Annotated in this window: 11 protein-coding genes and 1 pseudogene; 4 read left to right on the top strand and 8 right to left on the bottom strand. The window is 62.3% G+C overall.

Annotated elements, in window-relative coordinates; genetic code table 11:
* Window positions 1-32: 32 nt before the first annotated feature.
* The 8 genes from BLU35_RS16525 to BLU35_RS16490 form a co-directional block, all read right to left on the bottom strand.
* Window positions 33-857 carry a creatininase family protein gene (locus BLU35_RS16525; RefSeq protein WP_093233752.1) on the bottom strand — a complete coding sequence of 275 codons (825 nt, stop codon included), beginning with the start codon at window positions 855-857 and terminating at the stop codon, window positions 33-35.
* A 354-nt stretch (window positions 858-1,211) separates the two neighbouring features.
* Window positions 1,212-2,204, bottom strand: a complete 993-nt coding sequence (locus BLU35_RS16520) for an oligopeptide/dipeptide ABC transporter ATP-binding protein (RefSeq protein ID WP_286161540.1) — start codon at window positions 2,202-2,204, stop codon at window positions 1,212-1,214.
* On the bottom strand, window positions 2,188-3,219 hold the full coding sequence (locus BLU35_RS16515; RefSeq protein WP_176907289.1) for an ABC transporter ATP-binding protein: 1,032 nt from the start codon (window positions 3,217-3,219) through the stop codon (window positions 2,188-2,190). Before BLU35_RS16515 ends, BLU35_RS16520 begins: the two co-directional genes overlap by 17 nt.
* Entirely contained in the window at window positions 3,219-4,127 is a 909-nt protein-coding gene (ddpC, locus tag BLU35_RS16510; protein ID WP_176907287.1) for a D,D-dipeptide ABC transporter permease, read from the bottom strand. The genes BLU35_RS16515 and ddpC overlap by 1 nt, the downstream gene beginning before the upstream one ends.
* Window positions 4,128-4,129: 2 nt before the next feature.
* Window positions 4,130-5,143 carry an ABC transporter permease gene (locus tag BLU35_RS16505; protein ID WP_093233750.1) on the bottom strand — a complete coding sequence of 338 codons (1,014 nt, stop codon included), beginning with the start codon at window positions 5,141-5,143 and terminating at the stop codon, window positions 4,130-4,132.
* A 134-nt stretch (window positions 5,144-5,277) separates the two neighbouring features.
* On the bottom strand, window positions 5,278-6,849 hold the full coding sequence (locus BLU35_RS16500; protein ID WP_245299257.1) for an ABC transporter substrate-binding protein: 1,572 nt from the start codon (window positions 6,847-6,849) through the stop codon (window positions 5,278-5,280).
* A gap of 94 nt (window positions 6,850-6,943) precedes the next feature.
* Window positions 6,944-7,576, bottom strand: coding sequence for a helix-turn-helix domain-containing protein (locus BLU35_RS16495; protein ID WP_093233749.1), 633 nt, complete (start codon window positions 7,574-7,576; stop codon window positions 6,944-6,946).
* 200 nt (window positions 7,577-7,776) lie between these two features.
* A complete protein-coding gene (locus BLU35_RS16490) occupies window positions 7,777-9,234 on the bottom strand; it encodes a M81 family metallopeptidase (protein WP_093233748.1) in 1,458 nt (485 codons plus the stop codon).
* 111 nt (window positions 9,235-9,345) lie between these two features.
* Between BLU35_RS16490 and BLU35_RS36665 the strand changes: the two are divergent.
* The 4 genes and pseudogenes from BLU35_RS36665 (at window position 9,346) to BLU35_RS16465 (ending at window position 13,551) form a co-directional block, all read left to right on the top strand.
* Window positions 9,346-10,168: pseudogene (locus BLU35_RS36665) on the top strand (M55 family metallopeptidase).
* Between the two features lie 24 nt (window positions 10,169-10,192).
* A complete protein-coding gene (locus BLU35_RS16475) occupies window positions 10,193-11,431 on the top strand; it encodes an NAD(P)/FAD-dependent oxidoreductase (RefSeq protein ID WP_093233746.1) in 1,239 nt (412 codons plus the stop codon).
* 435 nt (window positions 11,432-11,866) lie between these two features.
* Window positions 11,867-12,790 (top strand): amino acid ABC transporter permease, encoded by a 924-nt coding sequence (locus BLU35_RS16470; RefSeq protein ID WP_093233745.1) that lies wholly within the window; start codon window positions 11,867-11,869, stop codon window positions 12,788-12,790.
* A complete protein-coding gene (locus tag BLU35_RS16465; RefSeq protein WP_093233744.1) occupies window positions 12,787-13,551 on the top strand; it encodes an amino acid ABC transporter ATP-binding protein in 765 nt (254 codons plus the stop codon). Before BLU35_RS16470 ends, BLU35_RS16465 begins: the two co-directional genes overlap by 4 nt.
* Window positions 13,552-13,576 lie beyond the last annotated feature (25 nt).

The raw sequence follows: 13,576 nt of genomic DNA, 5'->3' as shown, positions 1-13,576 counted from the left end.
GAAATGCCCGGCGGATGTCTCGCCGGCTGAGGTCAATCGGCTTTGCCGGCCGTCGTGCCGAGGCCACGGCCTGGCGACCAGACCGGGTCTGGCGTGGTCCAAAGCACGTCGTTGCGGATCAGCTTCACCAACTCGTTCGCCTGCAGGTCGAGGAAGCGCTCGCCCTTTTCGGCGGTTGCGCTGCGAGGATCGCCCCAGGTGCCGGTGACCGGCGCCCGCTCGGCGAAGGAATAGAAGCGCGACACGTCCGCAGTTACGTCAACGGGATGCTGCTGGTTGCCGAAGGCCTGGCCGAACATCTCGGTCTTTACCGCATCCGGAACGATCGCCAGCATGACCGACGCTTCGCCCTCACAGGCATGGTGCGCACCGGTGTCGACCTCGAAGATCTTGCTGGCCTCCTCTGGCGCCAGCATCCACGGCGTTGTGGCGACGATCGGCATGGCGAACTCGACCGCCAGTTCGCGCACGGCAACCGCGAGCGGGTCCATGTTGCCGCCGTGACCGTTGACGATGAACAGCCGCGAGAAACCGAGCGTCTTCAGCGATCGGACGATGCAGCGAATGACGCGGCTCAGCGTATCGTAGTCCAGCGTGATGGTGCCGCCGAAAGGCAGGTGGTGTTCGCTCATGCCGAGCCACAGGCCGGGAAGAACGGCGACCGGGATGTCGTCGGCCACGAGACGGGCGGCACGGATGGCCGCGGCCGATGCGCTGGCTGTGTCGGTAATGACCGGCAGGTGCGGCCCATGCTGTTCCAGCGAACCGATCGGCAGGACGGCAAGCGCGCCCGGCTTTCCGGCGAGTTCACGCAGGCTGGGTGCGGTCATGCGCGCCCATTCGACTTCCTTCTTCATCTTAGGCCTCTTTCATCAGATCAAATTCATTTCGGCTCGTAGCCGCGTGGACTGCCGCACGCGCGACGGCGTCCGCCGACATGGGGAAAAATGCGGAAGCGGCAGCTGACAGGGGCACCGATCGGCATCGGTCAGGTCAATGTCGTCTCCGGCGGCGTAGGTCGCGCTTCGTTCGAGTGCAGTGGTGCGATCCGCTCCAAATATGCACAGTCGGAAATATCAATCAAATTATTTTTCCGATACGAAAATTATCTTTCTTAAAATATCAGAACAGCGCATCAAATGATATGGAGCGGCCACCCCGCCAGCCGTGCCGACGGTCGGCGGAGTGTGTCTATAACGCTCGTCTGCGCCTCACCCCTGCGCCAGATGACACCTTGCACAGCGTGCGCCCTCGCCTAGGTGCTGGAGAACCTGCGGCGCCTCGCAGCCGGCTGCAGCCTTGCCGCAGCGTTCCTTGTAGAAGCAACCGGTTGGCAGTTTTCGGTTGTTTGGAAGCTCGGCGGTCCGCACCTCCGCAATGGTCGGCAAGGGACTTGCGAAACTCGGAGCCGCGGCCAGAAGCGTCTGCGTGTATGGGTGCCGAGGATCGCCCAGCACCACGTCGGCCGGGCCTGATTCAACTATCTGGCCGAGATACATCACCGCGACATCGTCGCAGAAGTGGCGCACCAGTGCGACATCGTGCGAGATCATGAGGTAGGCGAGCCCCCGCTCCCGCTGCAGTTTCAGAAGCAGGTTGATGATCTGCGCCTGGACCGACACGTCGAGCGCCGATGTCGGTTCGTCCAACACCATGAGGTCGGGGTCCGTGCTGATGGCGCGGGCGATGGCAATGCGCTGGCGCTGTCCCCCTGAAAACTCGTGTGGCAGACGATCGAGATGTTCCGGCCTAAGACCGACAGCGGTCGCCAGTTGTTCCGCCTTCGCATGCAGCTCGGCGTTGCTATGCCGGCCGCGAATATGCAGCGGCTCGCTGATGAGCCGCCAGACCGGCAGGCGCCGATCGAGCGAGGATTGCGGATCCTGGAAAACGATCTGCATCTTCTGCCGCAGCTGGCGCTTCTCTCTGCCCTGCGCTGCCTGAAAATCCTGACCGTCGATCGCCACCCTACCCTGCTCGTATGGCGCAAGCCCGATGATCGCCTGGGCGAGCGTACTCTTGCCGCAACCGGATTCGCCGACAATGCCGAGGCTTCTGCCGGCACGAACTCTAAGGGTGACACCGTTGACGGCATGCACATGCGAAGTGGGGCGCCCGAGCCAGTTGCGGGACGCCGGGAAGCGGACATGGAGGTCGGAAACCTCCAGAACCGGCTTTGCCATCGTGTCAACGCCTTCGGTCATTGCCGGCTCCCTGCTTTGATGTTTCTGGCGCGACACCACGCCGCCAGCACGCCACCTGTTGGCTGTCGGCCCCGGCCAACTGCGGAGACTGGGATCGACAGAGATCAACCGCTTCCTTGCATCGCGGCTGGAAATAGCAGCCAGCCGGTGGATGCAGGAGATTAGGCACCGCGCCGGGGATCGCTTCGAGCTCCTGTTTTGGCGCCACCCGCTCCGGCAGGCAGCGCAATAGCGCCTGGGTATAGGGGTGCTGCGGCGCCTCGAGCACGGTGCGGGTCGCACCATGCTCAACGATCCGTCCGGCATACATCACGTAGAGCCGGTCGCAGAGCTGCGACACGACGGCGACGTTGTGCGAGATGAAGATCACCGACGTCCCGGTGCGGCGCGCACGGTTCTGGATCAGCCGCAGGATTACGGCCTGGACGGTGACATCGAGCGCGGTCGTCGGCTCGTCGGCGATGATGAGGCCGGGATTGCAGGAGAACGCCATGGCGATCAGCACGCGTTGCCGCATGCCGCCGGAGAGTTCGAACGGATAGAGCTTCATCACCCGCTCGGGCTCGCCGATCAGCATGTCGGCAAGAATATCCCGCGCAATGCGCCTGGCATCCGACAAGCTTGTCTCCTCGTGACGCATGATGACGTCAGTCAGCTGCTTGCCGATGCGGATCGTCGGGTTCAGCGCGTTCATCGGCTCTTGAAAGATGGTCGAGAACACCTTGCCGCGCACATCCTGCAACTGACTGTCGTCCATGGCGAGAGTACTATGGCCAAAGAGCCTGACCGAGCCGCTGGTGATCCTGTAGCGCCCCCTGGGCAGCAGCCCAGTCGCGGCCATGGTGGTCACCGATTTGCCGCAGCCGGACTCGCCGACAATCCCGACGATCTCAGCCTTTCCGACATTGATCGACACATTGTCGAGCGCCTTGATCGCGCCGCTGAAGGTGGGAAACTCCAGCGAAAGATTGTGAATGGCCAGCGCCTGGCCGCGTAACTCTGCCGTACCGGTCATCATCTGCCCCTCAAGCGCGGGTCGAGCATATCGCGGATGCCGTCGCCAACGAGATTGCATCCCATCGCCGTGATCAGAATGGCGAGACCCGGGAAGGTCGCGTACCACCACTGATCGAGCATGTAGCTGCGACCGCTGCTGACAAGAGCGCCCCATTCGGAGGTCGGCGGCTGCGCGCCGAGGCCGATGAAGCTGAGCGCGGCCGCAATCAGCACGACGCCGCCAAGATCGAGCGTTGCCTGCACGATGATGGGCGACATCGCGTTCGGCAGGATATGCCAGCGAAGGATGTAGAATGGCGAAGCGCCGAAGGTGCGGGCCGCCTTCACGAAGACCTGCTCGCGCAAGGAAAGCGTTTGACCGCGGGCCAGGCGCACATAGGCGGGAATACGCACGATCGCCACGGCCAGCATGGAATTGAACAGGCTTGGACCAAGCGCTGCGGCCAGCGCCATGGCCAGTACCAGCGCCGGCAGAGCAAGAACGACATCCATAAGCCGCATGATGGCGGTGTCGACCCGCCCGCCGACCACACCGGAAAAACAGCCGATCAGCACCCCGACCGACATCGAAATCAGGACGATCATGAAAGCGGCGCCACAGGATGCCCTCGCCCCAAAGATCACGCGCGAGAACAGGTCGCGGCCAACCTCGTCCGTGCCGAACCAATGCGCGGTACTCGGCGGCAACAGGCGCGCCGTCAAGGAGACCTTGTCCGGATTGTACGGCGCGATCACCGGTGCAGCGATGATCATGATGAGAACGAGCAGAATGATGGCAGCGCCAACGAGGGTCAGCGGGCTGCGGCGGCTCAGATACCACAGATAGTGCAGCCGCTCGGAGATGGGCTTGGTCCTGCGCGCTGCGGCAGTCGATGCAGCAGGTTCTGTCGGCATGACGGCGGACATGATCAGACCTCCCTGATCTGCGGGTCGGCGAGCATGTAGGCGAGATCGACCAGGAGGTTGATCAGCACATAGCCGATGGATGCGACGATCGTGAAACCCATGATGGCGGGAAAATCGAGCGTCTGAATGGAGGTCACGACATAGGTGCCCATGCCCGGCCAGGCAAAGATCGTCTCGGTCAGCACTGCTCCATAGAGAAGGTCGCCAAGCGCCAGTCCCAACAGGGTGATCGAAGGGATCAGCGCGTTTCTGAGTGCGTAGTTGAAGACGATCATGCCCTTGCGCAGGCCGCTCGCGCGGGCGGTGCGGATATAATCTTCCTGCAGCACATCCAGCATCGAGGCGCGGATCTGGCGGGTGATCACGCCCATATTGGCGAAGGCCAGCACGAAGCCCGGCAGGATGATGTGGTAGACGGCGCTGCAAAAGGCATCGAAGCGGCCATGCAGCAGCGAGTCGATCAGCAGGAATCCGGTGATGCGTTCGGGTGCAACGATGCCCATGGCCAGGCGCCCGCTGCCAGGCAGTATCTGGAACTTGGCGTAGAAGAGGTAGATCAGGATCAGGCCGAACCAGAACACCGGCATTGAGATGCCGCAGACGGAGACCGTCCGCGCGATCTGGTCGATCGGGCCGTCCTTGTAGACGGCCGACAGCACGCCGAGTGGTACGCCCAGACAGATCGCAATGAAGAGCGCGACCGTTCCGAGTTCCAGTGTTGCCGGCAAGAAGGTACGAATATCGGCTGCAACCGGGCGGTTGGTCCGCAAGGACGTTCCCAGATCGCCTTGCAGGAGATTGCCGATATAGATGGTGAATTGTTCGACGACCGGGCGATCCAGACCCAGGTTGCGCCTGACGTTCTCAAGCGTTTCGGCGCTTGCCCTATCGCCCGCAATCATGCGCGCGGGATCTCCCGGAATGAGGTGAGAGATCGTGAAGGTGATGACCGCGACCCCGAGCACCACAAAAAGCAGCAATATCAGACGCGGAATGATGATGCGGGTGATTGCCATGGACGTCAGCCTTTCCAGCAGGAAAACCTTGCTTGGGAAACGATGAAACCCTGCCGTCACAGCCGTTGGGGCCGGCGGCAGGTGTTCCGTGGATTGAGGCCTGTTGAGCGAGAGGATCGCTTCAATCCGGCCCCTCACTCCGTCTTCGACATCGTCCCGAAGTTGTAGACCTGGATCAGCATGGGATTGTAGACATAGCCTTTCACCACGGCGCGACGGGCGAAGATGTCATTCTTCTCCATGATGTAGAGATAGGGCGCGTCCTCGGTCGAAAGCTTCTGCGCCTCGATGTAAAGAGCCTTGCGCTTGACCTCGTCGACGATCGATCCCGCCTCACGCACGAGATCGGTCACCTGCTTGTTGCCGTAGAAGGAACGGTTGCCCGGGCCGCCCATTTTGTCGGCGTCGAACCAATAGTTCATGAACATGTAGGGGTCGGCAAAGTCAGGCGTCCAGGCACCGGGAGCCATATCGAATTTGCCGTTGGCCACCAGTTCGCGTTTGGTCGTGTCGGCGACCGCCTGCAGATCGAGCTTGATGCCGACTTCAGCCAGTGACGCCTGCAGCGCCAGCCCAACCGGCTCCCAGGCAGGGTCCGCCTGAGAGAAGGTATAGGTCAGGTGAATATCGCTCTTGCCGGAGTCGGCAAGCAGAGCCTTGGCCTTCTCGATGTCGTATGTGTACTGGAAGCCCTGCGGGTCGTGTCCCCACATGCCGCTCGGCACCGCGCCGCGCATTTGCTTGGCCTGGCCGAGCATGATGCCGTCGATGATGCCTTGATAGTCGACCGCATAGGAAATCGCCTTGCGAACCTTGGCGTCGTCGAGCGGCGGCTGGCGGTTGTTCATGTAGATGTAGTTCACATACATGCTGGGATTGCTCTCGACCACGACGGAAGCGTCCTTTTGCAGCGCCTCCGCCTGATCGAGCGGGATCTGTTCGATGATGTCGGCATCGCCGTTGGTCAACTGAAGGCGGCGGGCCGACACGTCGCCGACGATGCGAATGACGACCTGTTTCAGCGCCGGCTCAGTGCCTGCGTAATGTTCGTTGCGGTCGAGCACGATGCTCTGGTTCCGCTCCCAGGAGGCGATACGGTAGGGCCCGCTGCCGGCGGAGTGCTCGGCAAGCCAGGCCTTCGCCATGTCGCCGTCCTTTTCATGCTCCATCACCTTGGGATTGATGATCGCTGCCCCGGAGACGGCCAGCGTCGAAATGAACGGCGCGAACGGCGCCGTCAGATGAAATCTGACAGTCTGCGGATCGACGACCTCGACCTCCTTCAGCACCGGGAACGCGTCGGACGGTCCGGCCTTCAGCTTCATCAGCCGGTCGAAGCTGAATTTGACGGCCGCGGCATCGACCGGTGAACCGTCATCGAACTTGTGGCCGCTGGCGAGCTTGAAGGTCCACACGAGGCCGGCATCGTCGGCGGTCCAGCTTTCAGCCAGTTCGGGCCCGACCTCCGTTGAGCCGCCCTTGTAGGCGACGAGCCTTTCGTAGGCGGCATAAATCAGTGTGTAGCCGCTGTTGCTGATTTCAACTCCAGGATCGGCAGTCGGTGGATCTTCCGCTCGCGCCATCACCAGCACGTCCTGCGCTGCGATCGCGCCGGAAAGAGGCGTCGACGCCAGAAGCAATGCAACGCCGATCGATTTCCACTTGGAACCGTTCATCTCGTAGTCCTCCCCAGAACTGCGGCGCACAATGCCCTCCCGGCATTCACCGCAGTGCTAGACTAGGAAACGCTTTTCCTAAGTGCAATATTTTTTTCTTATCGTATGTGTTTTTTAGTTTCGATCAGCTTTTGAGCTTGATCGTCTGCGCGTTCGCCAGTGTGGAGACCAGCTCGGTTTCCGGGGTCGAGCAAACGCACAGGATATGCGCGGGTTCTTCGCTGACGCTGAGATAGGCGTGACCCATTATCGCGTCGAAGTAGCAGGAATCGCCCTTCTTGAGCCGCAAAGGCGCATAGATCTCGGTGTGAAGCTCCAGTTCCCCTTCGAGAACGTAGAAGAACTCCTCGCCCTTGTGCCGGATAAGCGGCCCAAACTCCTCAAGTGTGCGTGCACGGGCTACCGCCACGATCGGAACCATCGACTTCTTAGAAATCTCCGTGCAAACATAGAGATAGTCGTAGTTCTGCGTGATGATCGCCCGCCCGTCGCCGGACTTGGTGTAGGTGCGCCGCCCCAGCATGTTGGGGGCTTCCTCAGCGCCCGCCATGGTCCCGAAAAGCTCGACGATGTCGACCTTCAGGCCCTGGGCAAGCTGGATCAGTCGGTCGTAAGTGAGCTGCATCTGGTTGTTTTCGACCTTGGAAAGGGTCGAGACCGCAAGCCCGGTCATGGAACTCACCTCTGCCAACGTCCAGCGATTGCGGTTGCGAATATCCTTCAGGATATCGCCGAGACTGGATTTCGCATCGGTCATCGTTGGCGTCTCCAATTTGCCTGCAGCCGTTCCGGACCGCGTGCCGATCTCGGCTCAGCCCGCGACGCGGCAGAATCCGACTGGCATGATAGGAAAACCATTTCCTATAATACGTGGCCGAAATCAACATTGCCTCGAAGGCAATGCGTGCCGGCGACAACCCTGCCCGCGATCGTCTTCGGATCGATACCGCCCTTGCCCTACCCCTCGAATGGGTTGGCGACCCTGGGCCAATAGGGTCGCTTCAGCTTGGTAAAGGCCAGTTTCTCGAATGAGGGCTGCAAGGCACCGGGCGCGCTGACGTAGAGAATTTCGCGCGCGATGGGTTCGAAGCCTGCGCGGAAGTGGTTGCTGGATTTCACCACGACGATCTTCTTCTGCGCCGGGTCCAGGCCGAGCGCGGTCATGCATTCCGGGTGGAAGGTTTGTGTGCGCACGGAGTTCAGCACGATGTCGACGTTGCCGGCACTGACCCAGACGGCATCGCCGATGCCGAGCGGCGTCGGCCCGAAGCGCTGTGTGATGCCCGAAGCGACACACCTGACCGTCACCGTCAGATCGAGGGGATCGCCGGAAGCCGGCCCGACCTTGCCGCCGATCCTGAGCGCCAATGTGGCCCCCTCTCCCGCCTCGCGGCACATGCGCACCGCAATCGGGTCCCAATAGAGGCAGGTCGCCACGTCTTCGATGCCGCGCTCGATGATGCGACGCAGGATGAAGGTCGAGTCTCCAGGTGCTCCGCCGCCTGCATTGTCGGAGACGTCGGCAAGCACGATCGGACCGCTCTTCGCGGCAATGGCCCGATCCAGCGCCGCGTCGATACCGAGATAGTCTCCGCGCATTTCTTCGCGCGCATCGAATATCTCCCGACCGAAGGACCGGGCGGTGCGCGCAGCCTTTTCCGGGTCATTGTCGGTGACGACGAGCATCTTGGCGCCGACATCCTCGACATCGCCCCAGGGGAAGCCGTGGCCGAAGGAGACCGACAGCACGCCATCCTGCCCCTCCACGGCTTTCATGCGATCGACAATGCCGCGCAACGGCGCGCGATGCGGGTGGAAGGTGTTGATCATGCGGCAGTCATAAACGCCCATGGCTGGTCGCACTTCGCCCGCGAGGGTCCGCTCCACCAGCCGGAACAACTGGCCGGCTACCTCCTCGATGTCCGTATGCGGATATTCCTTGTAGGTGGCGATCATGGTCGCATTGGCGAGCATGCGGTCGGTGATATGGCAATGGAGATCAAGTTCGGCGGCAACCGGCACATTCGCCCCGACCAGCCCGCGCACATGCTCGAGCAGATCCCCCTCGACATCGTCATATCCTTCGGCGACGCAGGCGCCGTGCAGGGCAAGCATGACGGCATCGACCGGCATGGCCGCCTTGAGGTCGCCAAGGATGGTGGCGCGGAAGCTCTCATAGACCGCCCGCGTGGTCCTGCCGCCTGGCTCGGCCACCGCGCACAGGCTCTCCACCACGCACCAGGCCTTTTCTTGAGCGGCCTTGCGCCAGACAGACAACTGCGACGAGCAGCAGGTGAGCGGCCTGCTGGTGGCATCGCCGTAGGCGATCAGGTTTTCCCGGAAGGCCTCAAGGCCCGTCTGCATCGGCGAAAATGTGTTGGTCTCGGTGTCCAGCCCAGCGATGAACAGTTTCATTTTTACCTCTTGCCTCTCAAGAAAGATATTTTCTAATCATAAAACTATGTTTATCGTCGGAAAGTCAAATGCATTATCCGCGCCCTCGCGCGGCTGACTGGGGAGGTAGGAATGCGCGTCTATATTTCCGCGGATATCGAGGGCATCGTTGGGGTCGTCAGCCGCGACCACCTGATGCCCGAAGGTTTCGAGTATGAGAACGCCCGGCGCTGGATGACGGACACAGTGGTCCATGCCTGCGAGGCTGCGCGTGAAGAAGGCGTGGAGGAAGTCATCCTCAGCGATTCTCATGGAAATGGCGAGAGCATCCTGATCGACCGCCTGCCCGACTATGTGCAGGTCGTGCGTAGCTGGCCGCGGCCGCTGATGATGATGCAGGGCATCGAGCTCGGGTCCTTCGTCGGCGCCATGCTTCTCGGCTATCACGCCGGGGCAAGCCACTCGGGGGGCGTGCTGTCGCACACCATCGGCGGCACAGCCTTCGCCGAGGCGGATCAACGGCGTCGTCATGCCGGAGGCCGGCATCAATGCGGCCATCGCCGGGCATTTCAATGTCCCGGTGCTGCTCGCCTCGGGCGACAACATTGCCTTGGACGAGATCAGGGAGCGCATCGGCGACATCGTGACGGTGCCGGTGAAGCAGGTCTACAGCACACAATCGGCGATCACGCTGACGCCGGCCGTCGCGCATCGCCGCATCCGCGAGGGCGTCAAGGCGGCGCTGGCAAGAGCAGGCTCGGCAAAACCGTTCAGACTGGAAAACCCTGTCCTGGAGATCGTGTTCCGAAATCGCCTGCCGGCCGAGTATCTCTCCTATCTCAAGGGCGTCGAGCGCACTGATGGTTACACGATCCGCTACCAGGGCGACGACATGGTCGACGTCTCGCGCTTCATCCAGTTCGTGGTCGGCTACAATTCGCGCCTGACATTCTGACAAGCCCTTCTGCGGAATCAAACAATGACTACCTCCATCGTCCTCGGCGCCGGCATGGTCGGCGTTTCAACCGCGCTCGCATTGCAGGAGAGCGGGCATCAGGTGGTGCTGCTGGATCGCAAGGCGCCGGGCCGGGAAACCAGCTATGGCAACGCCGGCATCATCCAGACCGAGGCCGTCGAGCCCTATGCCTTCCCTCGCTCCGTGACCGAGATCGCGAGGGTGGCGCTGAAGCGCGGCAACGACGTCGATTGGCGGCTGCGCGATATGCCACGCTTGGTGGGCCCGCTCTGGCGCTATTTCGCGCAGTCGGCGCCCGCGCCTTACGCGAGAACCATCGCGGCCTATTCACAACTGGCGCTGCGTGCGAGTGACGATCACGCGCGTTTCATCGAACCCGCCGGCGCTGGGGAACTGATCGTCCGGCAGGGCTGGCGCGCGGTCTATCGTACACCCGCGACATTCGAAGCGGCTGCCGCCACCGCGGAGCGGCTGAAGCGTGTCTACGGCGTGCCGTCAGCGGTGCTTGGTGCATCCGAACTCGCAGCAAGCGAGCCGGCGCTGCAACCTCGGCTCGCGGGTGCGGTCCATTGGACCTCTCCCTGGACCTGCCGTGACCCGGGTGAACTGGTCGCGCGCTATGCCGCTCTGTTCGTCGCGCGCGGTGGAACGCTGGCCCGCGGCGACGCCATGAGCCTGCAGCAGAATGGCGCCGGCTGGCAGGTGTTGTCCGAGGGCGGCACTTTTACGGCACAGAACGCGGTCATCGCCTTGGGTCCATGGTCGCCGACACTCGCGAAGACGTTCGGCTATCGCATCCCCATGGTGTTCAAGCGCGGTTATCACAGGCATTTCGCAGGTTCGAACGGACCGCGCATTTCGATGCTGGATGTCGACCGTTCCACGCTGGTTGCACCGATGAACGCAGGGTGGCGGGTATTGACCGGTGCGCATATGGCACCGCCGGGCACAGCGCCGGCATCGCGACAGATACTGCACGCCGCCAACGCCGCGCGCGAGCTTTTTGGCTTGGGCGAGGCCGTCGAAGCAACGCCCTGGTCGGGCACCCGGCCCTGCATGCCCGACATGCTGCCCGTCGTCGGTCCGACCCGGTATAAGGGCCTGTGGTTCCATTTTGGCCACGGCCATCAGGGCTTCACATTGGGCCCGACGACCGCCTTCATTCTGGCGGAGCAAATCGAGGGGGGACACGGCAATCCGCTCGCCCTGCCCCTGACGCCATCCGCGCGAGGCTGGGCATAAGGCGCGGCTTTGCGCCGTTCGGTATGGACGCTGGATAGGATTACGAGAACGAGTACTTGCGGACTGGCGAGATTTTCAGCGTCTCGCCAGTCGAAGCGGTGCGGTCCCTTGGCACACCGGCAACGCTCATAGCGCGCCGCAGCCTTACTTATTTTCTCTTCAACGGACCGTTCGGTTCCGTCCCGGTACAGCCTTCATGCGGCTGCATCCCGGAAGTTGCCAGTTCGGCCGGGCGCTTAGCGCTTGAGAAGCTGTCCCCCTCGCCGGTTCCTCCGTGCCAGCGGCGATCGTTTTGTTCCTCGCGGCCGCTTTCTTCCAATCCTCCAGCGCATTCAGCGCGAATATGCACAGGCGGAAATATTCTCCGGTCGCCAGCTTGACTCCGTTTCGGCGTGCTTCTATCAAGTTGTAGGCCTAACCCTACAATTGGATGCCATGCACCACTCTCACTCATCTTCAACGTCCGCGCTGTCACTCGCAGACCTTCCCGGTCCGGATGTCGCCATCCGCCCACTGCATCACCCCTGGCGGTGGATCAGTGGCGGTCTCGTCATCCTGCTGCTTGCGGTAATCGGGCGCGCCTTCGCAGTCGGGCAAATCCAGTGGACGGTGGTCGGCGAGTTCCTGACGGCGGGCGTCATCATCACCGGCTTCGGTTGGACGCTGCTGATCTCGGCCTGTGCGCTGGTGCTTGGCGTCTTTCTTGGTTTCGCTTTCGGCATCATGCGGCTCTCGGAAAATCCGATCCTGCGCTTTGCTGCATGGCTCTATGTCTGGGTGTTCCGCGGCACGCCGGTGCTGCTGCAGTTGCTCATCTGGTTCAACATCGCTCTGGTCTTCCCGCGCCTCTATATCCCCGGGCTCATCGATGCCCGCATGGTCGATGTGGTGACGCCGTTCGTTGCAGCTGTCCTCGGTCTCGGCGTGAACGAAGGATCCTATCTGACGGAAGTGGTGCGCGGCGGCATCTCTTCGGTCGACAAGGGCCAGAAGGAAGCTGCCCATACGCTCGGCATGACGCCGGGCCAGACGATGCGGCGTATCATCCTGCCACAGACCCTGCGGCTGATCCTGCCCGTGCTCGGCAACAGCGCCATCGGCATGCTCAAGTTCTCCTCGCTCGCTGCCACCATCGCCATGGGCGAGATGCTGAACGCCGCACAACGCATCTACTTCATCAACGGCGCTGTGATCGAACTGCTGTTCGTCTGCGCCGTCTGGTATCTGGCGGGAACCACCGTTCTTTCCATCGGCCAATACTATCTCGAACGCCATTTCGGCCGCGATTCAGCCGCAACCAGCGAGCGCCGCTGGTTCAAAGGATGGGCGCGTCGTCCCGTCGCCTCGGGGGAAGCATGACACTCGCAGTCAAGGCGGTCGGTATCCGCAAGAGTTTTGGCAGCCACGAGGTCCTGAAGGGTCTCGATCTGGAAGTCACCTATGGTGAGGTGCTCTGTATCCTCGGGCCCTCGGGCAGTGGCAAGAGCACCTTCCTGCGCTGCATCAACCATCTGGAAACGCCGAATGGCGGCTATGTCTGGGTCGACGGCGCGATCATGGGCTACGAGCTCAGCCGCGGCGCGCTTGAGGAATTGCCGGTCAAGCGGCTCAGGGCGCAGCAGAGCCAGCTCGGCATGGTGTTCCAGCATTTCAATCTTTTCGCGCACCGAACGGTGCTCGGCAACGTCATCGAGGGACCGATGGTGGTACGCGGCTTGAGCCGCGCCGAGGCCGAAGCCCGTGCCATGGGCCTGCTCGAGCAGGTCGGCATGGCGGCCAAGGCATCGAGTTATCCGTCTCAGCTTTCCGGCGGCCAGAAGCAGCGTGTGGCAATCGCCCGGGCGCTCGCCATGGAGCCGCGCGTCATGCTCTTCGACGAGCCGACCAGCGCGCTCGATCCGGAACTCGTCGGCGAGGTTCTGGAAGTCATGCGCAATCTGGCGCGCGGCGGCACAACGATGATCGTCGTCACCCACGAGATCGGCTTTGCCCGGGAGGTCGCCGACCGCGTCGTGGTGATGATCGACGGCGAGATCCGCGAGATGGGCGTACCCACGCAAGTTCTGAGCAACCCCGGCGACCCGCGCGTGCGGAGTTTCCTCAGCCGCGTGCTGGCCTGAAGACAAGAGTTCAAAAAGAGGGAGA

Source organism: Sinorhizobium sp. NFACC03 (assembly GCF_900103435.1).
Taxonomy (GTDB): Bacteria; Pseudomonadota; Alphaproteobacteria; order Rhizobiales; family Rhizobiaceae; genus Ensifer.
This window is presented reverse-complemented; position numbering and strand designations above follow the sequence as displayed.

Excerpts from the sequence above, each read along its gene's own strand:
- BLU35_RS16525 (WP_093233752.1), bottom strand. The coding sequence starts at position 857 with ATGAAGAAGGAAGTCGAATGGGCGCGCATGACCGCACCCAGCCTGCGT.
- BLU35_RS16520 (WP_286161540.1), bottom strand. The coding sequence starts at position 2,204 with ATGACCGAAGGCGTTGACACGATGGCAAAGCCGGTTCTGGAGGTTTCC.
- BLU35_RS16515 (WP_176907289.1), bottom strand. The coding sequence starts at position 3,219 with ATGACCGGTACGGCAGAGTTACGCGGCCAGGCGCTGGCCATTCACAAT.
- ddpC (WP_176907287.1), bottom strand. The coding sequence starts at position 4,127 with ATGTCCGCCGTCATGCCGACAGAACCTGCTGCATCGACTGCCGCAGCG.
- BLU35_RS16505 (WP_093233750.1), bottom strand. The coding sequence starts at position 5,143 with ATGGCAATCACCCGCATCATCATTCCGCGTCTGATATTGCTGCTTTTT.
- BLU35_RS16495 (WP_093233749.1), bottom strand. The coding sequence starts at position 7,576 with ATGACCGATGCGAAATCCAGTCTCGGCGATATCCTGAAGGATATTCGC.
- BLU35_RS16490 (WP_093233748.1), bottom strand. The coding sequence starts at position 9,234 with ATGAAACTGTTCATCGCTGGGCTGGACACCGAGACCAACACATTTTCG.
- BLU35_RS16475 (WP_093233746.1), top strand. The coding sequence starts at position 10,193 with ATGACTACCTCCATCGTCCTCGGCGCCGGCATGGTCGGCGTTTCAACC.
- BLU35_RS16470 (WP_093233745.1), top strand. The coding sequence starts at position 11,867 with ATGCACCACTCTCACTCATCTTCAACGTCCGCGCTGTCACTCGCAGAC.
- BLU35_RS16465 (WP_093233744.1), top strand. The coding sequence starts at position 12,787 with ATGACACTCGCAGTCAAGGCGGTCGGTATCCGCAAGAGTTTTGGCAGC.